We start from the raw sequence: 23058 nt of genomic DNA on the forward strand, positions 1-23058 counted from the left end.
TCGCGGACCGGAAGGCCGAGCATGAGCGACCCCGCGATCGCCACCGTGTGAGCCGCGGTGTGGACCATGGGCAAGTGCGCAATCCCGCGCGTATACAAGCACGCTCCGCCGAGGGGACGATTGCGGCAGTTCTAGGTGGTGTGGAGGGGAGCGAGCTATGAAATTGACGTTGACGGCATTTCTGTCGCTGGACGGGGTCATGCAGGCTCCGGGGCAGCCCGACGAGGACCGCGAGGGCGGCTTCGAGCTCGGCGGCTGGCTGATCCCCCATGCCGACGAGGACATGGGGACGTTCATCGGCGAGTCGTTCAAGGAGGCCGACGCCTTCCTGTTCGGGCGCAAGACCTACCAGATCTTCGCCGCCCACTGGCCGAACGTCGTCGACGACAGCGACCCGGCGTCGACGCAGCTGAACAAGTGCCCGAAGTACGTCGTGTCGGAGACGCTGGACACCGCGGACTGGGCCGGGACGACCATCCTCAAGGGGAACTTCGTCGAGGAGATCATCCGGCTCAAGAACGAGCCGGGCAACGAGCTGCAGGTGCACGGCAGCGGGGTCCTCGCCCGCATGCTGATCGAGCACGGGCTGGTCGACGAGTACCGCCTGTGGTTCTTCCCTGTCTTCCTCGGCAAGGGCAAGCGCCTGTTCGAGGGCGGCGACGGCCTCGCCACCCTGAGCCTGGTCGAGACCAAGAAGACCAGCACCGGCGCCGTGGTCCACATCTACCGGCCGGCCCCTCCGGCCCCGGAGGGCGACGCCGCCTGATCGGCGCGTCCGCCGCACGGGGGCGCTCGCCGCACGGGGGCGTTCGCCGAGAGCGTTCCCGCAGGGGGCGCTCGGCTGACCGCGCGCCGGGCCCGGCCGGGATCGTCACCGGCGGCCCGGCGCTCGCGTCTTCAGGAGCCCTGCCGCAGGCGGGTGCTCTCCTCCTGCAGTTCGTCGATGAGCTTGGAGGCCTCGGCCTTGCTCAGGCCCTCCGGGACCTCGCGCCCCGCCTCCCTGGCCAGCGTGTGCAGGTACGACTCCTGCGGCGCGGTCATCGGCTCGTCTCCGGTGGCCCAGTCCTCCGGGTCCTTCTGCACGGGTCCACGGCTCACGTCGCCGTCCACGGGTCCTTGGCTCATGTCGCTCCCTTCCTCGAACACCCGTTCTGCCCCTGCGTTCCCTTCGTAACCACCGGGTTCGGTAAAAGACGCCCGCGCTCCCGGCCGGACGGGGCGGGGTGGGCGACGCGGCGGGCCCCAGGGGGAGCGGCGCGCTGCTACCTTGGGGCTCGAACGGATTCGAACGGCGTCCGCGACCCGGTGACGGACGCGCGCGGTAACGCCGGGACACGCGCCCGCCCGGTGCCGCCGGGCCGCACCTGGAGGAGCACCCGCCATGGCGACCTATGTACTGATCCACGGCGCCGCATCCGATTCCTGGTACTGGCACCTGGTCGTTCCCGAGCTGCGGGCGCGGGGCCACGACGTCGTGACGCCCGACCTGCCGTGCGGCGATGATTCGGCCGGTTTCCCGGAGTACGCGGACACGGTGACGGAGGCGATCCGCGCCCACGCCGGCCGCGCGGACTCCGCCGGCCACGGCGGGCTCGTCCTGGTCGCGCAGTCGCTCGCCGGGTTCACCGCGCCGCTGGTGTGCGAACGCGTCCCGGTGGACCTGCTCGTGATGGTGGCGGCCATGGTGCCCGCGCCCGGGGAGTCGGCCGGCGAATGGTGGAACAACACCGGGCAGACCCGGGCTCAGCGCGAGCTGAACGAGCGCGAGGGGCTGCCGGTGGACCGGTTCGACGAGATGGCCACGTTCCTGCACGACGTGCCGCCCGCAGTCGTCGAGGAACTGCTGTCCAGGAAGTCCCCGGGCCAGTCGGGCACGCCGTTCGAGGCCCCGTGGCCGCTCGCCGCCTGGCCCGCCGTGCCGACGCGCTTCCTGCTCTGCCGCGACGACCGCTTCTTCCCGGCCCCGTTCCTGCGCCGCGTCGTCCGTGACCGCCTCGGCATCGTCCCCGACGAGATGGACGGCGGCCACCTCCCTGCCCTGGCCCGCCCCAAGGAACTGGCGGAACGCCTGGAGGCCTACCGCACCGGACACGCCGCCCCGCGCCCGCCCGCCGGCGGGTCCTGACCTTCGCCGACGCCGCCGTACGGCCACTCGACCCCAGACACACCCCTATCGGGCCGGGCACGGGAAACACGCCCGGTGCCCGGACTGATACTCCATAGGGGATCGATCGACGCTGCACGGCACCGCGCCCCGGTGCCACGAGACACGGAGGCCTGCATGGAGGATTACGGCGTCACCGGAGCGCGGGTGGACCTGGAGGTCACGGTCGACCTTCCCCGGGAGAAGCTCTGGGAGCTCATCACGTCCGTGCCGCGCATCGGCGACTGGAGCCCGGAGTGCCGCTTCGGCAACTGGCTCGACGGCGACGCCGCGCCGAAGGCGGGCACGCGCTTCCAGGCGCGCAACCGGAGGCAGGACATGGAGTGGACGGTGACCTGCCAGGTCACCGAGGTGGAGCCGCCGCAGACGTTCGCCTGGGAGGTGCTCGACCCCAAGGGCGACCCGGACGCGCCCTCGTCGCGCTGGCGCTACGAGCTGACGCCGGGCGAGTCGCCGGACCAGACGGTGGTCCGCCACAGCTTCGAGCACGGCGCCGGGCACAGCGGCATCCGCGACATGATCGCCATGAACCCCGATCGCGCCTCCGTGATCCTCAACGGACGCCTCGGCGAGCTCCGCGCCCACATGGTGGAAACCCTCGACGCCATGACGCGCGACCACATTCCCGCCCCCCAGCACTGATCTCTCCGCACCGCCTCCACTCGGGCAGCCCTGCCCCGCCGCGGCGGACGTGCCGTCCCGCCGTCCCGCGGCCAGGCAGGGCCGCTGCCATGTCCGGCCCGCCGGGGGTCTCCCGGCGGGCCTCGCGCGTCACGGTGTCTTCATCGCCTTCATCCCGGGCCCTTCGTCACAGCGCCTTGAGGAACCTCGCCGCGATCGGCGCCGCCACCTTGCCGCCGACGCCGCCGTTCTGGACGAGGACGGCGAAGGCCAGGCCGTCGCGGTAGCCGATGAACCAGGCGTGGGTGGCGCCGCCGGCGACCTCGGCGGTGCCCGTCTTGCCGGCGGTGCCCGGAGGCAGCCCGGCCTGGGCGGCGGTGCCCCGCGTGACCACGGACTCCATCATCGTCCGCAGGCTCGCGGCGACGCCCTCGTCCAGCGGCACCGGAGGCGAGCCCGCCGAGGCGCCGGGCGTGACGACCGCCTGCCGCCACGTGCCGCCGGCGACGGCCGCCGCGACCTCCGCCATGCACAGCGGGCTGGCCCGCACCGAGTTCTGCCCGATGGCGTCGGCGCCCAGCTCGTTCATGTCCCGGGACGGGCTGATCCGGCAGGAGCTCAGCCCCGGCTTCTCGCGGAAGCCGAACCGGTCGGCGGCCTCCGCGCGCAGCCGGTCGTCGCGCAGCCGCTCGTAGGACTGCTGCACGAACGTGGTGTTGCACGACAGGGCGAAGGCCGTGGTCAGGGAGACGACGCCGTGGTCGGCGCCGCCGTCGTTGGTGAAACGGCGCGCGTTCGGGATCGTGTAAGCACCCGGGCAGGGCACCTGGGCGTCCGGGGCGAGGCCCGAGCGCAGCAGCGCGGCCGCGGTGACCACCTTGAACGCCGATCCGGGGGGATACAGGCCGTTGAACGCCCCCTTGCCGCCCAGGGTGTCCGCCACCGCGCGCACCTCGCCGCTCGCCACGTCCACCGCCACCAGCGCCGCGGGCCGCGCCACGCCGTCCAGCGCCCGTGCGGCGGCCTCCTGCACGGGCCCGGAGATCGTCGTCCGGGTCTGCGCGGTGGACGGTGGCTGCGAGGCCAGCAGGACCTTGCCCGAGGGCTGCTCCCTCAGCTTGAGCTCGGTGAAGGTGGCGTCCAGCCCGGGGAAGTGGTCACCCGCCCTGCTGCCGGACGGGAACGGCTTGCCGTCCTTCGTCAGCGCCCCCGGCCGCTTGACCTTGGTCTCATCCAGACGCAGGCTCCCGCCGTCCTTCAGCGCGGGGTGCAGCGTCTCGGGCGACCACAGCACCTTCCAGGCGCCGCCGCGCACGGCCAGGCGCAGCACCGAGGAGAACGGCCACGGGCCGAGCCCCGTCACCTGGCGGACCCCCTGGAAGGCCACCTCGGCGGTGTCGGCCCCCGGACGGGTGAGCGGGCCGGGGGAGAGGGACACGGACGCGATCCGCAGCTCGGCCGTGAAGCGCCGGTGGCGGTCGGCGAAGTCCGGGGGTGGATCGGCGACCAGGGAGGCCATGGCGGGGAAGTCGCCGAGCCGCCAGGCGGCGAAGTAGCGCTCCGCGACCGGCCCCGGGTCGCCGGGCCGCGCGACGGCCGGGGCCGAGGTCGGGGGCACGACTGCGGGCGGCTGGGACGGAACGGCCGGCGTCGAGGGGAACGACGAGGGGACCGCGGGCGCCGATTCCGGCGGGGTGGACGCCGCGGGCGGCGGGTCGCTCGTCGCGGTGGGCGAGGTGGTCGGGGACGCCGGCAGGGTGAGGTCGACGGCCGACGCGGTCGGTGACCGCGGGCCGGTCACCAGCATGTAGAGGCCGAAGAGGACGATCATGATCACCGCGGCCACCATGGCCAGCGGCCATCTGTTTCGCATGCCGTCACTCCGCCGGTTTCTCATCGATTGTCAGCCGTTCTCGTGGCGATCAATAATAAATGAGATGACCTGAGCGGCACGTTGGTTCTGGCGGCGCATGGGCCCTGGATGTATTCGCGGTGAACATCCCGAAGACGCGTGAGAAAAACGGTCACCGAGGGTGCGCCCCGGCGTCCCGTACGTGACCGGCGGCCCCTGCGTGGGCGCGCATTCCGGACCGCCCACGTGTACGGGACGGCGTCGCCGCCATATCGCCGTCACCTTCCATTCGAGAGCGCCGTATGGCGCTTTTCGGCTTATGCCGATATTCGCCGACGGTGGGAAATACCGCGCGTGGCGCGGTGGCACGGCCCGGCGTCCATTTCCGGGGGGGTAAGGCGGCGGGCCACGGTGTGCGAAGGGACGGGCCCGCCTCAGACGGTGTCCCGCCGGTGACCGTCGAGGCGCGGGCGCGCACCGGCCGGGGCGCCGCCGAGTGTGGCGAGCGCGGCGAGCAGCCGCGCGACCTCGGGAGCCGGGTCACCGGCGAGCGACGCCGTCACGGTCTTCCAGGAGGGAGGGACCGGCCACGCCACCACCGCCGACGCCTCCCGGCCGGGCTCCGGGGCCACCCCCAGCACCGCGCAGGCCAGCACGTGCTCGCCCGGCGCGTGCGTGCCCACCAGCGTGGGGATCACCGTGCGCGGGGCGATGACGTTCGTGCCGGGCAGGGTCTGGACGAGCCGTCCCTCCCGTTCGCCGGTGAGGTCCTCGACCAGGCAGGTCCCGGCGGGGGAGTGGACGCGGGCGTGGCCCGCCCCGGCGCCGGAGCGCAGGAACTCCGGGTCGCGGTCCACCGCGAACCCTCCCTCGGCCGAGGTGAGCCGCCGCCCGCTGACGATCCGGTGCACCCGCACGTGCCACGGGGGGCGCGCGATCAGCCACGTCTCGGCTTCGACGTCAGGCCAGGGCTGCCACCGCGCGTGCAGCAGCCCTTCGCCCACGGCCGCGCCGTCGGGGACCTCGCACGGAAGCCAGTGGACGCCGTCCTCGCTGAGCGCCAGCGTGCTGTCCAGCGCGGCCTGTTCGAGCCCCCACGAGCCGCTCGGCACGCTGAACCCGAACGCCGTCGAGTAGGCGAACTTGGCGTACTTGGCGGCGCCGTTGCGCACCCACGTGTGGTGCTGCCGGGCGCTGAGCATGACGACGTGCCGTCCCTCCTCGCAGCGCATCAGCGCCACGCCCGCCTCGGGCTGGGTGCTGACCTCGGGAAGCGGCGGGGCGTCCTTCTCGCCGGACGTCCAGAACGGGTGGTCCTCCGGCAGCGCGAGCGGCAGGAAGGTCTTGAACGCCCAGTACGGGGAGCCGGGGCCGTTGTACTGCTCGGTGAGCGCCGGCTGGGCGTACCCGTAGCCGAGGGTGAGCAGGCCGGACGGGTCGCGGATCGGCCGCTCCATCCACCAGCGCAGGTGGCGCATGAGATGGCCCTTCACCTCCCCCCACGCCAGCGCCTCGACGCCGGAGAAGGCCAGCGCCCCCCAGAACGCGCCCTGCGCGAACCGGTAGATGAGGCTGCGCCCGAACGGCACGGCGGCGCCGCCCGAGGTGAACCAGTGCCGGAAGTCCAGGGCGAAGGCGGCGGCCCGCTCCCTGAGCCGGTCGGCGCGGGCGGCGTCGCGGTCGCCGGCGAGCGTGGCGTAGATCAGCCCGTAGTAGTGCATCGCGAAGGGGATGTAGTAGTCGCGCTGGGCGGTGGGCCCGTCGCCGTACCAGCCGCCGCCGAGCGAGAAGGTCTCCAGCCGGTCCAGGTGGGCGGTGGTGGCGGCGCGGTCGTACGCGACGCCGACGCGGTCCAGGCCGAGCCCGATCATGACGGGGAAGAACCGCCAGTTGTTGTCGGGCGTCTCGGCCCGCATGGCGTGCAGCAGCCAGGCGCGCAGCCCGTCGCGTTCCCGTCCGGTCAGCGGGTCCCAGACGGCCTCGGGGGCCAGGGCGAGCGCCAGGCCGATGGCCGCGGTCTCGACCAGCCTCTGGTCGACGCCGGTCACCGGGCCCCAGAACTCGGCGTGCCCGGGGTCGGTGCCGGCCGCGAGCCCGCGGCGCCACAGTTCCCAGTGCTCGAACGCGCCGCCGCCCGCGGCCAGGGGGACCAGCCCCCACAGCGGGCGGGCGAAGGACTCCAGCTCTGCGGCGGTGTCTCCGTGGTGGGCGGCGTTGACGCCGAGGCGCACCCGGGCGCCGCCGGGGGTGAAGTGGGGGATCAGCGGGTCCGTCAGCGCGCGCACGAGCCGGCGCACGTCCTCACGGTCGCGGGGGACGGCGGGACGGATCCGCTCCATCCGATCGTTCTCCATCTCAAGGGGACGTCGAGTGCGTTGCAGACCGAGGGTTGGCGATAACGCCCATCCATGTCAATGCTTAGTTCAATATTCATAGGAAAGTCCGAGGGAATGCCCCGCGCGTCGCGGTGCCCCCGGTTACCGGCTCTCCTAAGATCAAGACCGGAAGCAAGGGGGACGCGTGGCGGGCCGTACCGCACACCTGGCCCGGTACGGCCCGCCCGCGACGACGGGGACGACGACGGGATTCAGCTCTTCAGCCCCGTGAACGCGATCCCCTCCATGATCCGCCGCTGGAAGATCATCAGGACGACGATCACCGGGATCACCGCCAGCGCCGCCCCGGCCATGATGTAGTACGCCCGCCCGGACTCGGTGCTCGCGAGCTGCTGCAGGGCCAGCGGCAGCGTGTACAGGTCGGGGTCGTTGAGCACGACCAGCGGCCACACCAGGTCGTTCCAGTGGAAGATGAAGCTGGTGATCGTGACCACGGCCAGCACCGGCTTGGACAGCGGCACGATGATCCGCCAGAAGATCTGCATCCGCCCCGCGCCGTCGATCAGTGCCGCCTCCTCCAGCTCGGAGGGCAGCGACAGGAAGAACTGCCGCAGCAGGAAGATGTCCAGCACGGAGGCCACGTTGGGCAGGATCAGCCCCCAGCCGGAGTCGAACATGCCGAGCTCCTGCGTGACGTGGATGCGCGGCACGAGCAGGGTGATCGTCGGCACCATCATCCCGCCCAGCAGCACGGCGAACAGCTTGTCGCGGCCGGGGAACGGGATGCGCGCGAACGCGTACGCGGCCAGGGCGTCCACCAGCAGCTTGGCCGGCACGAGCACCAGGCAGACCCACACGCTGTTCAGGAACGCCCGGCCGAGCCCGCCGATCCGGATGACGTGCTCGTAGTTCTCCAGTGTGGGCGCCCACGCGCCGGTCTTGCGGTCCAGCGGCAGCAGGCTGGGCACCTTGGTGTAGACGTCCGGGCCGTGCTTGAACGAGGTCGCCAGCATCCAGAGGAACGGGACGACCGACACCAGCGCCAGCAGCACCAGGGCGACGTACACGGGCGTGAGCCGCACCCTGCGCGCCACGCCTCCGGGCGCCTGGTGGGCCCGCCGTCCCCTGCCGCTCACGGCGGCCTGAACCGTCACGACGCCTCCTGCCTGAGAAACCTGAACTGCAGCGCGGTGATGACGAGGATGAAGACGAACAGGATGAACGACATCGCGCACGCCGCGCCCATCGCGTCGTAGCGGAAAGCGAACAGGTACAGGTGCAGCACGTACGTCAGGCCCGACTGCTCGGGGCCGCCGGTGACGCTCCTGCCGCCGCCGCCGGAGAAGATCACGTAGACCAGGCCGAACACCTGCAGCGCGGCGATCACCCCCGTCACCAGCAGGTAGAACGTCGTGGGCCTGAGCATCGGCACCACGATGCGGCGGAACCGCTGGACCGGCCCGGCCCCGTCGATGATCGCGGCCTCCCGGATCGACGCCGGGATGCCCTTGAGCCCCGCCAGGTAGATGATCATCGATATTCCGCACTGCCAGGCGGCGATGAACGCCAGGGCCGGGATTACCAGCTCCGGGGTGTTGAGCCAGTTCTGCCGGGGGATTCCGACCAGGCCCAGCGCGACGTTGACCAGCCCGTACTGCGGGTCGTACAGCCAGCGCCAGATCGCCCCGACCGCCGCCTCGGCCGTGACCACCGGCAGGAACAGCAGCAGCCTGAAGACGTTGGCGCCCCTGCGGATCGTGTTAAGCAGCAGCGCCTGGCACAGCGCCGTCCCGAGGGTCAGCGGCACCGCGATCAGCGTGTACTGCAGGGTCACCTTCACCGACTGCCAGAAGTGCGGGTATTTGGCCTGGTCGAACAGCAGGTCGGTGTAGTTGGACACGCCGACCCAGTTCGGCGCCGTGCGCAGGTCCCAGTCCGTGAAGCTGTAGTACAGGGCCGCGAGCGCCGGGTAGAGCAGGAAGACGACGAAGTACGCGATCGCCGGGGCGATCAGGAGCAGCGCGATGAGGTGGTCGCGCCGCCCGAAGACCGGGCGGCGGGGTCGCCGCCCGGGCCGGGACGTCACGGCGGGCTTCTCGGCCAGCGCCGGGGTTGCCACTATCTGCCTCGCTTTCTGCCTCGCTTTCCCTGCATCGGTGGGTGGGCCGGGCGGTCAGCCGGTCCAGCCGAGCAGGGTGCGGGTCTTGGCGGCCGCGTCGGAGAGGGCCTGCTGGGCGGTCGCCTTGCCGCTGAGCGCGGACTCGAGGGCGGGGGCGATGATCTCGTCGTTGATCTGGATCCACTGCGGCACGGCGGGACGCGCCTGGGCGACCTTGAGCTGCTCCAGGAACGCGGCCTGGTCGGGGCCGAAGGTGGCCGCGTCGCGCTCGGCGGCGGCGACGTTGGACGGGAACCCGCCGAGGGCCTGGGCGAGCTCGGTGTTGTTGTCCGAGTTCGTCAGGTACGCCAGCCACTTCCAGGCCAGCTCGGCGTGGGAGCCCTTGGTGAACACCACGGCGTTCTCGCCGCCGATGTTGCCGGCCGGCTGCGTCTTGTACGGCAGCGGCGCCACGCCCAGCTGCAGGTCGGGGAACTGGTCCTTGATGTTGGCCACGTCCCAAGGCCCCGAGATCATCATCCCGGCCAGGCCGTTCTCGAACGGCTTGTCGGAGTCGGTGATCTCCCGCGGCGACGACTTCAGCAGGTCGACCCACAGCTGGAGCGCCTCGACGGCGGGCGGCTGGTCGAACAGGACCTTCTTCTGTTCGACGTCCGCCATCTGCCCGCCGGCGCCGGCCACGAAGCCCGGCCACATCCAGCCGCCGTAGCCGTCGCCCTTGGGCACCACCATGCCCGCGATCTTGGGATCCTTCTGGTGCACCTCGGCGGTGACCCGCTTGAGGTCCTCCCAGGTCTTCGGCGGGGCCGGGACCAGCGCCTTGTTGTAGAAGAGCGCGACCGTGGTGTGGTCCAGGGGCAGGCCGTACAGCTTGCCGCCCACCTTGTTGGTGGTGAGCGCCCCGTCGTAGAACGCCTTCTCGTCGATCGTTCCCGCCGGCATCTCCTTGATCGTTCCGTCCAGGGCGAAACGGGACACCAGGGGCTGGTCCAGAACGCCGACGTCGGGCACGGAGCCGCTGGCCAGGGCGCTGCCGAGCTTGGTGTTGTAGTCGTCCTTGGGAATCTTGACGATCTTGACGGAGACGCCCTTGTTGGCCTGCTCGAACCCGGTGCGCAGCTTCTCGATGACCTCCCCGGCCTGCGGGGTGCGGTCCTGGAACATCCAGTAGGTCAGCGTCGTGGTGGCCGCGGCGCCGCCCGAGCCGCCGCCGCACGCCGCGAGGCCCGCGAGCAGCGTCATGGCGGCGGCGGTGCCGATCACTCTTCTGATCATTGTGCTCTCCTCGTGGGGGGATGCACAGAAAATAATTTAAGCTACGAAAAAAGGGCAGAGTCTCCGGGAAACGCTTTGGTAACGTGCGACGGCCCGATGGCGCGCCGTCGCGCCACCCCGGGTGCACGGGCGGATTCAGTCTCTGAACTAACATGGCCGTAGAACTCCGGGGAGGCAGGTCATGGCAAGGCCCGAGCGCAGGACGGTGCGGGATGTCCGCAGAGGCAACCGCGCCATGCTGCTGCGCACCCTCTACTTCGCCGGGCCCACCAGCAGGAACGACCTCACCCGCCTCACCGGCCTGAGCGCCGCCACCGTCAGCACCATGACCGGCGACCTGCTGGGCGAGGGCATCATCACCGAGGCCGGCCAGGTCGAGTCGGACGGCGGGCGCCCGCGCGTCCTGCTGCGCGTCGACCCGCTCTACGGCTACGCCATCGGCGTCGACGTCGCCGAGACGCACGTCCGCGTCGAGCTGTTCGACCTCGGCATGAACGAGCGCGCCAAGGTCGAGTACGCCCTGCGGCCCGCCCGCCACGACCCCGAGCTGGTCGCCCGCCACATCATCGCCGGCATCGAGGTCGTCCTCTCCGACGCCGGGGTGCCGTCCCGGCAGGTCCTGGGCGTCGGCGTCGGCGTCCCCGGCATCGTCGAGCGCGGCGAGGACGTCGTGATCCACGCCAAGACCTTCGGCTGGAACGGCGTGCCCCTCGGCGCGCTGCTGCGCGCGGGGTCCGCGCACCCGCTGCCCCCGCTGCACGTCGACAACGGCACCAAGGCGATGGGCCAGGCCGAGCTGTGGTTCGGTTCCGGGCGGGACGCGAGCGACGCCGTCATCGTGCTCATCGGCTCCGGGGTCGGCGCGGCCGTCGTCACCGGCGGCGCCACCTTCCACGGGGTGAGCAGCAGCGCCGGCGAGTGGGGCCATACCAAGATCGTCGCCGGGGGACGTCCCTGCCGGTGCGGCGGGCGCGGCTGCCTGGAGGCCTACATCGGCGCCGAGGCCATCCTCGAACGGGCCGGCGTCTCGACCCAGACGGCGGGCTGGCACGAGGAGCTGACCCGCCTGCTGGCCTCCGACTCGCCCGTGGTCGAGGAGACGATCGACTACCTGGGCGTCGGGCTCGGCAACCTGGTCAACCTCGTCAACCCCGGGCGCATCGTCGTCGGCGGCTGGGTCGGCCTGCTGCTGGGCGAGCGGCTGCTGCCCGCGATCCGCCGCGCCGTCGCCGAGAACTCCCTGCCCCAGCCGTACGCCGCCACGTCCATCGTCCTCGGCCGCCTGGGGCCTGACGCGGTCGCCCTGGGCGCGGCCACCCTGGTTCTGGAAGAATTCTTCGCCACCGCCCCGGCGTCCCGCGTCACCGCGGCCGGGTGATCGTCCCCTCACCACCGGCCGAGGGGGTGATCCCGAGGGAGCCCACCCGCTCACCGTCCCCGCAGTGAAGGAGCCCCGCATGCCCCCCTGGCCTCTCGCGCTGAGCACCCTCGGCCTGCCCGGCGGCACGCTCGGCGACGCGTGCCGGCTCGCCTCCGGGTCCGGATGCGCGGGGCTCGAACTGCGGGCCCACCCCGACACCGGCGTCCACGTCGGCATGAGCACCCGTGAACGCGCCGGCGCCGCGCGCGCCCTCGCCGAGGCCGGCCTCACGCCGCTCGCCGTGGCCGGGTACACCCGCATCGCCGGTCCCAAGCCCGACGAGGACGTGATCCCCGGGCTCCTCGCCGAGATCACGCTCGCCGGCGACCTCGGGGCCCGGTTCCTGCGCGTGTTCCCCGGCGGCACCGGCGGCACCGGCGGCACCGGCGGCACGGAAGGCATGGGCGGCGTCGGGGGCTCAGGCGGTCCGGACGGAGAGGCCGACGACGAGCGGGCGGCGCGGCGCGTCCACGCGGTGGCCGACCACGCCGCGCGGGCCGGCGTGCGCCTGCTCGTCGAGACCCACGACTCCCACGCGACCGGCGCCGCCGTCCGCCGCCTGCTGGACACGGCGGGCGCGCCGGAGGTCACGGGGGCGATCTGGGACGTCCTGCACACCTGGAGGCGCGGCGAGAGCCCGGCCGCCACGTTCGGCGCGCTGGCGGACGTGCTGGGATACGTGCAGGTCAAGGACGCCGCCTCCGCCGCCGACACCACCCCCGTCCCGCTCGGCGCCGGCGGCGTGCCCCTGGCCGAGATCCGCGCGGTCCTCGTGGAGCGGGCCTACGACGGCTGGGTGTCCCTGGAGTGGGAGCGCACCTGGTATCCCGCCGTCGCGCCCGTCGAGTCCGTCATCCCCGGCGCCCTCGCCTGGACCTGCGGCGACGCCCCCGGCTAGCATCCAGCGCCGGACCCGCGTCGCGCGCCGGCCGTCCCGGCCGCGGGAGCCCCGTGCGGGACCCGGCGGCGGCTCGTCATGGAACACTGGTGGCAGCCGCGGGGACGATGTGGAGGAAAAGCACCGGCCGCGCGGCTGCCGTGACGGTTCTCAGGGAGGTGGGTGATGGCTCGTGAGCGGAGGTGATCCCGTCTCCTCTTTCACACCCGTGCCTCCGCCGACTGGCGGCCCCGCGCCCCGGCCCGCGAACGCCGCCACCTCTCCGGACCCCGGAGGCTCCGCCGACGGCGCGACCCGGGCCTCCGCGGCGCGCTCCGGGAACGTGCCATCCAGGGGCGCCGAGCGGTCGCCGGCAGAGGCCGAGGCGGTCATGCGGGTCGTGCTCGACGGCATCCCGGCGCAGACCGCCTGGTCCGTGCCGATCTACGGCCCGGACGGCGAGATCGACGACTTCGAGGTGCGCGCCGCCGGCCCGCACGCCAAGGACGTCCACGGGCGCGTCGGCAAGGAGCTGATCGGCGTCCGCACCGCCGGCTCCTACCCCTCCACGAGGGACACGCCGCTGTGGCGGGCGTACCTGCGCGTCATGCGCACCGGCGAGCCCGAGGACGTGGTCCGCTACGAGCACGTCGAGGCGGTCGAGGGCGTCCGGCACCGCTCGACGTACACGGTGCGGGTGACCCGCGTCCTCGGCGGTCTGCTCGCCGCGTGGACGAGCCACGAGGACGAGGACCGGCTGGTCGTCCGCCTGGCGATCACCGAGCGGCTCGGAAACCTCGGCTGGGGGCGCTGGAGCCTGGTCACCGGCGAGATCGAGTGGTCGAGCCAGCTCTACGCCATCCACGGCCGCGACCCGGCCGACGGGCCGCTCGACCTGCGGCAGTACCGCGCCATCACCCACCCGGAGGACCTGCCGATCATCGACGAGGCGCTCGCCACCCTGGCCGTGAGCGACTCCCCGCACGAGTTCGAGATCCGGGTGCGCGTCGGCGGCGAGCTGCGGCTGATCCGCGCCGTGACCGAGGTCGGCCGGGACGGCGCGGGCCGTCCCATCGAGATGCACGGCCTGATCCAGGACATCACCGACTGGCGGCGTACCACCGACGAGCTCGCCGTCGCCACGCGCCGGCTCGCCGAGGAGTCCCGGCTCACCGCCGAGCTGCAGCACATCATCATGCCGGTGCAGGAGGACTTCCTGACACTGCCCGGCCTGCGCGTGGCCGTCCGCTACGACGCCGCGGCCACCGCCCCGCTCGGCGGCGACTGGTACCAGGCGATCCACCTGGACGACGACGAGGCGCTGCTCGCCGTCGGCGACGTCGCCGGCAACGGCCTGCCCGCCGCCTCGGCGATGGCCAAGCTGCGCCACGCCATCACCGGCCTCGCCTTCGCCGACAAGCACCCCGACGAGATCCTCGTGGCGCTGAACCGGCTCCTGCGCCGCCTGCGCCCCGACGTGCTGGCCACCGCCGTCGTCGCCCGCTTCCGGCCGCGTGACCGCACGCTGACGTTCACGCACGCGGGGCACCCGCCGATGCTGCTGGTCCGGGGCCGCTCGGTGCGGCGGCTGCTGCATCCCGGCGTGCTCCTCGGCGTATTCGACGACGTCGAGTACACCCGCGCCACCGTGCGCATGGAGCCCGGCGACCTGCTGGTGATGTTCACCGACGGCCTGATCGAGCTGCCCGGCCGCGACCTGTTCGAGGGGCTCGACGACCTCGCCGCCACCATCGCGGGGGTGGTCGCGGCCGATCCGCCCGACCGGCTGGCCGCCGTGATGGACGCCCTCGTGCCCAGCAACACCGGCGACGACACCTGCATCCTCGTCGCCCAGCTCACGATGACGACCTTGGACGTGGCCTGATGTCAGATCTGAACATCCTGGCGGGGACGACCGGCTTCACCGCCGTGAGCGAGGCGGGCGCGGGAGTGCTCACGATCCGGGGAAGGCTGGACTTCACCACCCACCAGCGCGCCGCCGAGTTCTTCGAGCAGGCGTTCGCCCTGTTCGGCCCCAACCTGGTGGTGAACCTGCTGGAGGTCGACTTCCTGGACTCCCGGGCCACCGGCCTGATCGTCTCCTGCTGGCGGCGGGCCGTGGACGAGGGGGGACGGCTGGCGCTGGTCGCGGTGGAGCGCGGCTCGGCCCGCGTGCTGTGGATCACCGGCATCACGACCCGGGTCCCGGTCTTCCCCACCGTCGCGGACGCCCTCGCCGCCCAGGCCCCGCCGCCGCCCTCCTGACCCCGCCGCTCCGGCCCGGTCATCGCGCCACGTCCGGACGGTCAGCCCGCCGGAGGGGTGCGTGCCGTGACGCCCAGCGTCCGCCGTGCGACCTCGCGCAGGTGCGCGGCGCCGCGTTCCAGCGCGGCGCGCTCGGCGGCGTCCATGGCGGGCTCGTACATGCGCTGCACTCCTCCCGCGCCGAGGACGCTGACCAGGGACAGCGTGACGTCGTGGCCCGGATGGTAGGCGGCCACCGGCAGCACCGCGCGTTCGTCGCGCAGCACCGCGTCGATCAGGCGCGCGCAGACGGCCCCGATGCCGTACTGGCTGGCCCCCGTGCCCTCGATGATCGTGATGTTCGCGTACCGGATGTCGTCCTCGATCTGCCGCTTCACCTCGTCCAGGGGCTGGTCCGCCTGGGCGAGCAGCTCCAGGGCCGGGACGCCGCCCACCGACGCCGAGGACCACAGCAGGACCTCCGAGGTGCCGTGCTCGCCGACCACCATGGCCTGCACGTCGCGCGGCCGCACCCGCAGCCGGTCGGCCAGGTGGACGCGGAAGCGCAGGCTGTCGATCAGCGTGCCGGTGGAGAACACCCGGTCGTGCCCGGCCAGCCGCCGCGTGAGGTCGGCCAGCGGGTCGGGAGGGTCGGTCACCACCATCAGCACGGCCTCCGGCGCGACGGCGACGATTTTGGGCACGAGGTCGGCGTAGATCTCGGCGTTGGTGCCCAGCAGCCGCAGCCGTCCCTCGGGATCGGAGCGGTCGGTGGCCCCGCCGGTCTTCTCGTTCACCCCCGCCGTGATCGCCACCACCGCCGCGCCGGCCAGCGCGTCGTAGCCCCCGGCCCGGACCTCGACCGTCGGCGAGAGCGGCGTGGCGTAGCGCATGTCGGCGGCGACCCCGGCCGCCCGCCGGGCGTCCACGTCCACCAGCACGATCTCCCGGCACACCCCGCCGCGTTCGATCAGGGACAGCGCCGTCGCGGAGCCGACCGCGCCGATTCCCACCACAGCGACCTTCATGACCCGCCGCCCTCGTTCCCCCCGGTACGAACGAGGCTACTCGCGCGCCGCACCCGGCGGGTCACGGTGGGTCATCGGGCGCGGCAAGCATCCACCACGAGGGCGTCGGCGGACGGCCGTCCGCCGACGCCCCGGTGACGCGATCAGGCGGGGACCAGGTCGAAGGACTCCCACGGGCCGATGGCGGTGCGGTTGGCGATGAGCGGCTGCGATCCGCCGCCCTCGGCGCAGACGTACTTCCCGTTGACCCGCGCCTTCAGGCTGACGGTGCCGTCGGGGTTGTTGACGAGCTGGAACGTCTCCCACGCGCCGGCGCTCGGCCGGTTGGCGATCAGGGCCTGCGCCCCGGCGTTCTCGGCGGTCACGAACTGGTTGTTGCTCCGGGCGCGCAGGGCGATGTCGCCGTTGCCGAGGTTCACCCGCTCGAACTGCTCGGCCGTCCCGGCGCTCGTCCTGTTCGCGATCAGCGGCGAGCCGTTGGGCGCGGTGACGAACATGTTGTTGGCCCGCGCGCGCAGGCTCACCACCGAGGTCACCGGCGTCACGGGCGGGCCGAACCAGTTGAGGTCGACCGCGTTGGCGATGGCCTGTAGCCCGGCCTCGTTCGGGTGCAGGTGGTCGCCGGTGTCGTAGGCGGGCAGGAACATCTGCGGGTTGCCCGGGTCCCTGGTCGCCGCGTCCTGGTCCAGGACGGCGTCGCAGCCGCTGCCGGCGCCGCGCACGAACGCGTTGTACGCGGCGCGCTGGTTCTCCGCGTTCTGCGACCAGCCGCCCGACCCGCGGAACGGGGTGAGCGTCGAGCAGACGAACTTGACGTTGCGCGCGTGGGCGCGGGAGATGAGCTGCTTGACGGCGTCGATGAGCTGGGTGGCCGTGGGGTTCGACCCGGACCCGAGGTCGTTGATCGGGTCGTCGGAGAAGATCACCCAGCGGACGTCCGGCTGGTTCAGCACGTCGCGGTCGAAGCGCTTGGGCGCGGCCTGCCCCGCCCCGTCGGCAAGGAGCTTGTTGCCGCTGATGCCCTGATTGAGCACGCCGACCACGCGGCCCGAGTCGATCACGCGCGTGGCGAGCCGATTGGGCCAGCGCCGGTTGTTGTTCCAGCTCGACCCCACCCCGTCGGTGATCGAGGCGCCCAGCGTGACCACGGCGCCCTGCGAGGACGCGTTCTGCACGTCCAGGTTGGCCAGGAAGTAGTAGCTGCCCGGCTCCTGCGCGCCCGGCAGGGACGCGTTGCCGCTCACGTCGCCCGCGGCGAGATAGTTCGTCTGTGTGGAGGTCTGGTGGTAGGTCGCCGGGCCGGTCGGCTGGGGGAGGTAGAAGCTGACCGCGAGGTCGGCCTGCGCCGGGACCGTGATGGCGATCGCGTCGCTCATCGCCAGCCCTCCGGCGGGGACGGTGACCGCCCGCAGGCCGCCGAAGGTCACCACCCGGTCGGTGGCGAGGTCGACGCCGGAGCCCGACGTGCGGCGGGCCACGTGGACGTCGTCGAAGGTCACCGGCATGGTGCCGAAGGCGTTCGACAACTGGACGCGCGCCGAGGTGCCGCCAATGCTCGTGTGCACGATCTGGCGGAGCGTCTGCTTGTTGAAGGTGGTGCCGCTGTTCTGGGGGGACACGGCCCACGTGCCGGTCCACGTCGCCGCCCCGGCGGCGGGGGCGGCGGCCACCGTGGCCACCAGGGTCGCCGCGAGGGGGAGCAGCGCGGCCGCGAGCGTGGCGGCCAGGCGCGAGAAGGCGCGTCGTCTCATTCGTACTCCAGGGGAGGAGGCTCCGGGTCCCGTCCGGCATGCCGGACGGGCCGGGTGTGCCCGGCGAGGTCGATGACTTGCTACGGCCGGCTGGTGATCGTGGTTCCAGGTCAGGGCGAAAAGAGCTCCGCCACGGGGAGCCGGGCACGGCGGCCGTACCGGACCGGCGTCATGGGCATCGCCCGCCCACGCCGATGGGGGGTCGCTCCAGGGGTCGCGCGACCTGGTGCCAAGGCTCCGCACAACTCCGTTTCCGGACTGTCAGCCCGCAGTCAACATTGGATGTCTGCGTACGTCAATAGGGTGGTCGGCCATCCGCTTCCCGTGATTCCGTGCCCCTCTGGGCACCAGAACAGGAAAACCTCCCCTTACCAGCCAGAACGTCGGGCCGTGACCGTGAAGACACGTCCGATGTATCGGTGGGTATGGCGGTCACCGGCGAACGGCGCGGAGCCGGGCACGCGAAAGGCCGGTCACCAGAAGGGACCGGCCTTTCGCGTCGGATGGTGGGCGATACTGGGATTGAACCAGTGGCCTCTACCGTGTCAAGGTAGCGCTCTCCCACTGAGCTAATCGCCCCCGATGAGGAATCAGAGCGGACGACGGGATTCGAACCCGCGACCCTCACCTTGGCAAGGTGATGCTCTACCAGCTGAGCCACGTCCGCATGCCCACCCCGGGAGACCCGCACCCGTGGTGACGACACGGAACTCTAGCGGGTTTCCCCGTGTGTGCCTAACCGGCGGGCGATCCGCGGAAGGTGCGGGCGACCATGCGCTCGACCGCCGGGAGCGTCAGGAAGATCTCCAGGATGCGGGTGAGCCGGTGGACCTCGATGCGGTGGAACGGCGGCCCCTCCGCCCTGGCCAGCAGGAACGTCAGCGCGAGAGGCGGCAGGGGGGCGGCGACGATGTGCAGCCCCGAGGGCAGGGTGTGCGCCTCCGGGCGGACCGGCGTGATCGACGGGAAGGGCACGTCGTCGGGCGCGCGCCAGCTGGAGTGGACGACGCTGCGCGGCTGCCGCTCGGTCGCGGCGGCGGCCCAGTCGGCGCTGAACAACACCGGCATGGAGTCGATCAGCGTCGCCAGCGCGCGGTCGCCCGCCGTGGTGATGTACTTGAGGATCTCCAGCTCGGGGTAGGTGCCCGGTGCCTCCCGCGTGGTCCACACCCCTTCGACGACCACCCCGGGGACCGTCTCCAGCCCCTGCACGAGCGTGTCGCGCGGCGCGGCGTCCGGCCAGTACACCGTGAGGTCGTCCACGGCCCGGCCCTCGCCGCGTTCCAGCACGACGAGCTGGATGATGTCGGCCCCCGCGACGCCGAGCACGCGGGTCACCTGGCCCAGGGAGCCCGGGCGGTCAGGCAGTGAGATACGCAGCCTCAGCAGCATCCACGCCCTCCGTCTGTCGCGTGCGAGCACCGTGGCGTCCCCCGGGCGGCCGCCCGGAGATCGTCCCTGGTCCCAATCTAACGGTCCGCGCCTCGCGCCGGTCCAAAGGTGTGGGGAAACATGGGTTCACCTGGGGAGGTACCGGTGGTGAAGTGGCGGCCGATCCGCGGTGATCCGCCCGTTCCCGGCGTGGGGTACAAATGGGCAGGTGAAGATAGGGGCGATCGAGGTCTGGCCTCCCGTGGTGCTCGCGCCCATGGCGGGCGTCACCAACGCGGCGTTCCGCGCGCTGTGCCGTGAGCAGGGCGGCGGCCTGTACGTGTCCGAGATGATCACCACGCGCGGGCTGGCCGAGCGCAACCCCAAGACGCTCGCGATGATCCGCTTCCAGCCGGGAGAGACCCCGCGCAGCGTCCAGCTCTACGGCGTCGACCCCGACGTCGTCGGCAAGGCCGTCAGGATCATCGCCGAGGAGGGGCTGGCCGACCACGTCGACCTCAACTTCGGCTGCCCCGTGCCCAAGGTCACCCGCCGGGGCGGCGGGTCGGCGCTGCCGTACAAACGGCCCCTGCTGCGGCGCATCCTGCGCGCGGCGGTGGCCGGCGCCGGGACGCTGCCCGTGACCATGAAGATGCGCAAGGGCATCGACGACGACCACCTGACCTACCTCGACGCGGGCAGGATCGCGGTCCAGGAGGGGCTGAGCGCCATCGCCCTGCACGGCCGCACCGCCGTGCAGCACTACGGCGGGACGGCCGACTGGGACGCGATCGCCCGCCTGAAGGAGGCCGTCCCGGAGATCCCCGTGCTCGGCAACGGCGACATCTGGAGCGCCGAGGACGCGATCCGCATGACCCGGCGCACCGGCTGCGACGGCGTGGTCGTCGGACGGGGCTGCCTCGGCCGTCCCTGGCTCTTCCGCGACCTGGACAACGCCTTCAGGGGCCGCGCCGAGCGGGCCCGCCCGAGCCTGGGCGAGGTCGGTGCGACGATGGCGCGCCACGCGGAGCTGCTCGTGGAGTGCTTCGGCAGCGAGACGCACGGTGTGCTGGACTTCCGCAAGCACGTTGGCTGGTACCTCAAGGGGTTCGAGGTCGGCGCCGGCCTGCGCCGCGACCTGGCCACGGCGGGCTCCCTGGACGAGCTGCGCGACCACCTGGCCCGCCTGCCCTCCGGGCAGCCCTGGCCGGGGGAGGCGGCGGACGGCCCGCGGGGCAAGTCCGGCGTCCGGGAACGGGTCCACCTGCCGGACGGCTGGCTCGACGACCCCGGCGACGCCGAGATCTCCCGGGACGCCGAGCTGGACACCTCCGGCGGCTGACCGCGGCGCCCGTCCGAAGCGGCCCGGCGGGCGGACCGTCGAAGCCGGCCGTCGGGCGGGTCCCGGACAGGGGCGCCCCGCCGGGCGCGTCAGAGGCGGTCCACCCCGATGACGTGCACGACCGCGCGGCCCTCCTCGTCCGAGGCCGCCAGGTCGACCTGGGCGCTGATGCCCCAGTCGTGGTCGTCCGCCGGGTCGTGCAGCACCTGCCGCACCCGCCAGAGCTCCTTCTCCTCCTCGATCCGCAGCAGCGCGGGCCCGCGCGCGTCCGGGCCGGTGCGGATCTCGTCGTGCTCCTCGTAGTAGGCGTCCAGCGCGGACTCCCAGTCGATGTCGGCCAGCTCGCGCAGCTCGTCGTACCTCTCCAGCGCGGCCAGCTCGACCATGCGGAACATGGCGTTGCGCACGAGGACCCGGAAGGCGCGGCGGTTGCCGGTGACCGGCCGGGTGTTCTCCTCCAGGCCGGGACGCTCCAGCTCCTCCGACGGGTTCTGCAACTGCTCCCACTCGTCCAGCAGGCTGGAGTCGACCTGGCGCACCAGCTCGCCCAGCCACTCGATCAGGTCCTGGAGGTCCTCGGTCTTCATGTGGTCGGGCACCGTGCGGCTCAGCGTGCGGTAGGCGTCGGCGAGGTAGCGCAGCACCGTGCCCTCCGACCGCGCCAGCTCGTAGAACTGGACGTACTCGGCGAAGGTCATCGCCCGCTCGTACATGTCCCGGACGACCGACTTGGGGCTGACCGCGTAGTCGCCCACCCAGGGATGCCCGCGCCGGTAGGTCTCGTACGCGCCGAACAGCAGGTCGTCCAGCGGCATGGGGTAGGTGACGTCCGTGAGCAGCTCCATGCGCTCCTCGTACTCGACGCCGTCGGCCTTCATCTGGGCCACGGCCTCGCCGCGCGCCTTGTTGAGCTGGGCGTGCAGGATCTGGCGCGGGTCGTCCAGCGTCGACTCGACGATCGAGACGATGTCCAGGGCGTAGGTCGTCGAGCCGGCGTCCAGCAGCTCGAACGCGGCGAGCGCGAACGTCGACAGCGCCTGGTTGAGCGCGAAGTCCTCCTGCAGGTCGACGGTCAGCCGCGCCATGCGGCCGTGCTCGTCCGGCTCGCGCAGCTTCTCGACGACGCCGCCGGCCAGCAGCGAGCGGTAGATCGCGATGGCATGGCTGATGTGCCGCCGCTGCGCCTTGCGCTCCTCGTGGTTGTCGGTCAGCAGGCGCCTCATCGCCGCGAAGCAGTCGCCCGGCCGGTTGATGACGGCCAGCAGCATGGCGTTGCTGACCTTGAACCGGGAGTTCAGCGGCTCCGGCTCGGCCTTCTGCAGGCGCTCGAACGTCTCCTCGCTCCAGTTCACGAACCCCTCGGGGGCCTTCTTGCGCACGACCCTGCGCCGCTTCTTCGGGTCGTCCCCGGCCTTGGCCAGCGCCTTCTCGTTCTCGACGACGTGGTCGGGGGCCTGGCAGACCACGTACCCGAGGGTGTCGAAGCCGGCCCGCCCGGCCCGGCCCGCGATCTGGTGGAACTCGCGGGCCCGCAGCAGGCGGACGCGGTTGCCGTCGTACTTGCTGAGCGCGGTGAACAGCACCGTGCGGATCGGCACGTTGACGCCGACGCCCAGGGTGTCGGTGCCGCAGATGACCTTCAGCAGGCCGGCCTGGGCCAGCCGCTCGACCAGGCGCCGGTACTTCGGCAGCATGCCCGCGTGGTGCACGCCGATGCCGTGCCGGACGAGCCGGGACAGCGCGCGGCCGAACCTCGTCGTGAACCGGAAGTTGCCGATCAGCGAGGCGATCGCCTCCTTCTCGGCCTTGGACGACATGTTGACGCTCATCAGCGCCTGGGCCCGCTCCATCGCCGCCGCCTGCGTGAAGTGGACGACGTACACCGGCGCCGACTGGGTGGACAGCAGCTCCTCCAGCGTCTCGTGCAACGGCGTGGTGCGGTAGCTGTAGTACAGCGGCACGGGCCGCGTCGCCGAACGCACCACCGCGGTGTCCCGGCCGGTCCGCCGCGTGAGGTCCTTCTCGAACCGCGCCACGTCGCCCAGCGTTGCCGACATCAGGACGAACTGCGCCTGCGGCAGCTCCAGCAGCGGCACCTGCCACGCCCAGCCGCGGTCGGGCTCGGCGTAGAAGTGGAACTCGTCCATGACGACCTGGCCGATGTCGGCCTCGGCGCCGTCGCGCAACGCGATGTTGGCGAGGATCTCGGCCGTGCAGCAGATGATCGGCGCCGAGGCGTTGACCGAGGCGTCGCCGGTCATCATGCCGACGTTCTCGGTGCCGAAGACCGCGACCAGGTCGAAGAACTTCTCCGAGACCAGGGCCTTGATGGGCGCGGTGTAGAACGTGCGCCTGCCGGCGGCGATGGCCGCGAAGTGCGCGCCCGCCGCGACCAGGCTCTTGCCCGAGCCGGTCGGCGTGGCCAGGATCACGTTGTTGCCCGAGACGACCTCGATCAGCGCTTCCTCCTGCGCCGGGTAGAGCGTCAGCCCGCGGTCGGCGTTCCACTCGGCGAACGCCTCGAACAGCGCGTCGGGGCCGGTGTCCTGGGGAAGGTGCTGGAGGAGGGTCACCCCTCAATACTGCCGAAAGCAGCGCCGTGGTCCAGCCACGTTTCGCCCTCGGCGCGCTCGGACCGGCGATCTGGGCGCGCTCGGA

The 23058-nt window shown here is 72.4% G+C and carries 18 protein-coding genes and 2 tRNA genes; 8 read left to right on the forward strand and 12 right to left on the reverse strand.

The annotated features are described in order from the left end of the window. Nucleotides 1-157: 157 nt before the first annotated feature. Complete coding sequence (locus DQ384_RS33795; RefSeq protein ID WP_114032933.1) at nucleotides 158-766, forward strand: dihydrofolate reductase family protein; 609 nt, start codon at nucleotides 158-160, stop codon at nucleotides 764-766. A gap of 131 nt (nucleotides 767-897) precedes the next feature. Here the strand turns inward: DQ384_RS33795 and DQ384_RS33800 are convergent, their stop codons facing one another. After that, nucleotides 898-1125: a DUF3072 domain-containing protein gene (locus DQ384_RS33800; protein WP_114032969.1), complete on the reverse strand. Its 228-nt coding sequence runs from the start codon at nucleotides 1123-1125 to the stop codon at nucleotides 898-900. A gap of 256 nt (nucleotides 1126-1381) precedes the next feature. Between DQ384_RS33800 and DQ384_RS33805 the strand changes: the two genes are divergently transcribed. Both DQ384_RS33805 and DQ384_RS33810 read left to right on the forward strand, forming a co-directional pair. After that, a complete protein-coding gene (locus DQ384_RS33805) occupies nucleotides 1382-2125 on the forward strand; it encodes an alpha/beta fold hydrolase (RefSeq protein WP_114032934.1) in 744 nt (247 codons plus the stop codon). 156 nt (nucleotides 2126-2281) lie between these two features. After that, nucleotides 2282-2806 (forward strand): SRPBCC family protein, encoded by a 525-nt coding sequence (locus tag DQ384_RS33810; RefSeq protein WP_114032935.1) that lies wholly within the window; start codon nucleotides 2282-2284, stop codon nucleotides 2804-2806. 166 nt (nucleotides 2807-2972) lie between these two features. Here the strand turns inward: DQ384_RS33810 and DQ384_RS33815 are convergent, their stop codons facing one another. The 5 genes from DQ384_RS33815 to DQ384_RS33835 form a co-directional block, all read right to left on the reverse strand. Then, nucleotides 2973-4658 carry a penicillin-binding transpeptidase domain-containing protein gene (locus DQ384_RS33815; RefSeq protein ID WP_114032936.1) on the reverse strand — a complete coding sequence of 562 codons (1686 nt, stop codon included), beginning with the start codon at nucleotides 4656-4658 and terminating at the stop codon, nucleotides 2973-2975. A 413-nt stretch (nucleotides 4659-5071) separates the two neighbouring features. Continuing rightward, nucleotides 5072-6976 (reverse strand): DUF2264 domain-containing protein, encoded by a 1905-nt coding sequence (locus DQ384_RS33820; RefSeq protein WP_245966962.1) that lies wholly within the window; start codon nucleotides 6974-6976, stop codon nucleotides 5072-5074. A gap of 248 nt (nucleotides 6977-7224) precedes the next feature. Beyond that, complete coding sequence (locus DQ384_RS33825) at nucleotides 7225-8127, reverse strand: carbohydrate ABC transporter permease (RefSeq protein ID WP_114032937.1); 903 nt, start codon at nucleotides 8125-8127, stop codon at nucleotides 7225-7227. Then, entirely contained in the window at nucleotides 8124-9092 is a 969-nt protein-coding gene (locus DQ384_RS33830; protein WP_181871560.1) for a carbohydrate ABC transporter permease, read from the reverse strand. Before DQ384_RS33830 ends, DQ384_RS33825 begins: the two co-directional genes overlap by 4 nt. A 54-nt stretch (nucleotides 9093-9146) precedes the next feature. Then, a complete protein-coding gene (locus DQ384_RS33835) occupies nucleotides 9147-10367 on the reverse strand; it encodes an ABC transporter substrate-binding protein (RefSeq protein ID WP_114032939.1) in 1221 nt (406 codons plus the stop codon). Nucleotides 10368-10548: 181 nt separating this feature from the next. Here DQ384_RS33835 and DQ384_RS33840 point away from each other — a divergent pair, with 181 nt between their 5' ends. The 4 genes from DQ384_RS33840 (at nucleotide 10549) to DQ384_RS33855 (ending at nucleotide 14929) form a co-directional block, all read left to right on the forward strand. Continuing rightward, nucleotides 10549-11745, forward strand: coding sequence for an ROK family protein (locus DQ384_RS33840; protein ID WP_114032940.1), 1197 nt, complete (start codon nucleotides 10549-10551; stop codon nucleotides 11743-11745). A 79-nt stretch (nucleotides 11746-11824) separates the two neighbouring features. After that, nucleotides 11825-12685, forward strand: a complete 861-nt coding sequence (locus DQ384_RS33845; protein WP_114032941.1) for a sugar phosphate isomerase/epimerase family protein — start codon at nucleotides 11825-11827, stop codon at nucleotides 12683-12685. 322 nt (nucleotides 12686-13007) lie between these two features. After that, nucleotides 13008-14549 carry a PP2C family protein-serine/threonine phosphatase gene (locus DQ384_RS33850; RefSeq protein WP_147268985.1) on the forward strand — a complete coding sequence of 514 codons (1542 nt, stop codon included), beginning with the start codon at nucleotides 13008-13010 and terminating at the stop codon, nucleotides 14547-14549. Next, the gene (locus DQ384_RS33855; protein ID WP_114032943.1) at nucleotides 14549-14929 is read left to right on the forward strand and encodes an STAS domain-containing protein; all 381 of its coding nucleotides are present in this window, start codon (nucleotides 14549-14551) and stop codon (nucleotides 14927-14929) included. Before DQ384_RS33850 ends, DQ384_RS33855 begins: the two co-directional genes overlap by 1 nt. 41 nt (nucleotides 14930-14970) lie before the next feature. Here the strand turns inward: DQ384_RS33855 and DQ384_RS33860 are convergent, their stop codons facing one another. The 5 genes from DQ384_RS33860 to DQ384_RS33880 all read right to left on the reverse strand — a co-directional run bounded on the left by DQ384_RS33860 (nucleotide 14971) and on the right by DQ384_RS33880 (nucleotide 19079). After that, complete coding sequence (locus tag DQ384_RS33860) at nucleotides 14971-15936, reverse strand: lactate/malate family dehydrogenase (RefSeq protein ID WP_114032944.1); 966 nt, start codon at nucleotides 15934-15936, stop codon at nucleotides 14971-14973. 143 nt (nucleotides 15937-16079) lie between these two features. Continuing rightward, nucleotides 16080-17687 (reverse strand): GDSL-type esterase/lipase family protein, encoded by a 1608-nt coding sequence (locus DQ384_RS33865; RefSeq protein ID WP_114032945.1) that lies wholly within the window; start codon nucleotides 17685-17687, stop codon nucleotides 16080-16082. 504 nt (nucleotides 17688-18191) lie between these two features. After that, nucleotides 18192-18266 (reverse strand) — tRNA-Val (locus DQ384_RS33870). A gap of 15 nt (nucleotides 18267-18281) precedes the next feature. Further along, nucleotides 18282-18354, reverse strand: a tRNA-Gly gene (locus DQ384_RS33875). A 68-nt stretch (nucleotides 18355-18422) separates the two neighbouring features. Beyond that, entirely contained in the window at nucleotides 18423-19079 is a 657-nt protein-coding gene (locus DQ384_RS33880; RefSeq protein WP_181871561.1) for an ACT domain-containing protein, read from the reverse strand. Nucleotides 19080-19287: 208 nt separating this feature from the next. On the opposite strand from DQ384_RS33880, the gene dusB reads away from it, so the two are divergent. After that, on the forward strand, nucleotides 19288-20400 hold the full coding sequence (dusB, locus tag DQ384_RS33885; RefSeq protein ID WP_245966963.1) for a tRNA dihydrouridine synthase DusB: 1113 nt from the start codon (nucleotides 19288-19290) through the stop codon (nucleotides 20398-20400). Nucleotides 20401-20489: 89 nt separating this feature from the next. Here dusB and DQ384_RS33890 read toward each other — a convergent pair whose 3' ends face one another. After that, nucleotides 20490-22973 (reverse strand): DEAD/DEAH box helicase, encoded by a 2484-nt coding sequence (locus DQ384_RS33890; RefSeq protein WP_114032946.1) that lies wholly within the window; start codon nucleotides 22971-22973, stop codon nucleotides 20490-20492. Nucleotides 22974-23058: the final 85 nt, after the last annotated feature.

This window comes from Sphaerisporangium album, assembly GCF_003323745.1.
GTDB classification, from domain to species: domain Bacteria; phylum Actinomycetota; class Actinomycetes; order Streptosporangiales; family Streptosporangiaceae; genus Sphaerisporangium; species Sphaerisporangium album.

Coding starts and splice junctions, on each gene's coding strand:
- DQ384_RS33795 (WP_114032933.1), top strand. CDS start 158: ATGAAATTGACGTTGACGGCATTTCTGTCGCTGGACGGGGTCATGCAG.
- DQ384_RS33800 (WP_114032969.1), bottom strand. CDS start 1,125: ATGAGCCAAGGACCCGTGGACGGCGACGTGAGCCGTGGACCCGTGCAG.
- DQ384_RS33805 (WP_114032934.1), top strand. CDS start 1,382: ATGGCGACCTATGTACTGATCCACGGCGCCGCATCCGATTCCTGGTAC.
- DQ384_RS33810 (WP_114032935.1), top strand. CDS start 2,282: ATGGAGGATTACGGCGTCACCGGAGCGCGGGTGGACCTGGAGGTCACG.
- DQ384_RS33815 (WP_114032936.1), bottom strand. CDS start 4,658: ATGCGAAACAGATGGCCGCTGGCCATGGTGGCCGCGGTGATCATGATC.
- DQ384_RS33820 (WP_245966962.1), bottom strand. CDS start 6,976: ATGGAGCGGATCCGTCCCGCCGTCCCCCGCGACCGTGAGGACGTGCGC.
- DQ384_RS33835 (WP_114032939.1), bottom strand. CDS start 10,367: ATGATCAGAAGAGTGATCGGCACCGCCGCCGCCATGACGCTGCTCGCG.
- DQ384_RS33840 (WP_114032940.1), top strand. CDS start 10,549: ATGGCAAGGCCCGAGCGCAGGACGGTGCGGGATGTCCGCAGAGGCAAC.
- DQ384_RS33845 (WP_114032941.1), top strand. CDS start 11,825: ATGCCCCCCTGGCCTCTCGCGCTGAGCACCCTCGGCCTGCCCGGCGGC.
- DQ384_RS33855 (WP_114032943.1), top strand. CDS start 14,549: ATGTCAGATCTGAACATCCTGGCGGGGACGACCGGCTTCACCGCCGTG.
- DQ384_RS33860 (WP_114032944.1), bottom strand. CDS start 15,936: ATGAAGGTCGCTGTGGTGGGAATCGGCGCGGTCGGCTCCGCGACGGCG.
- DQ384_RS33865 (WP_114032945.1), bottom strand. CDS start 17,687: ATGAGACGACGCGCCTTCTCGCGCCTGGCCGCCACGCTCGCGGCCGCG.
- DQ384_RS33880 (WP_181871561.1), bottom strand. CDS start 19,079: ATGCTGCTGAGGCTGCGTATCTCACTGCCTGACCGCCCGGGCTCCCTG.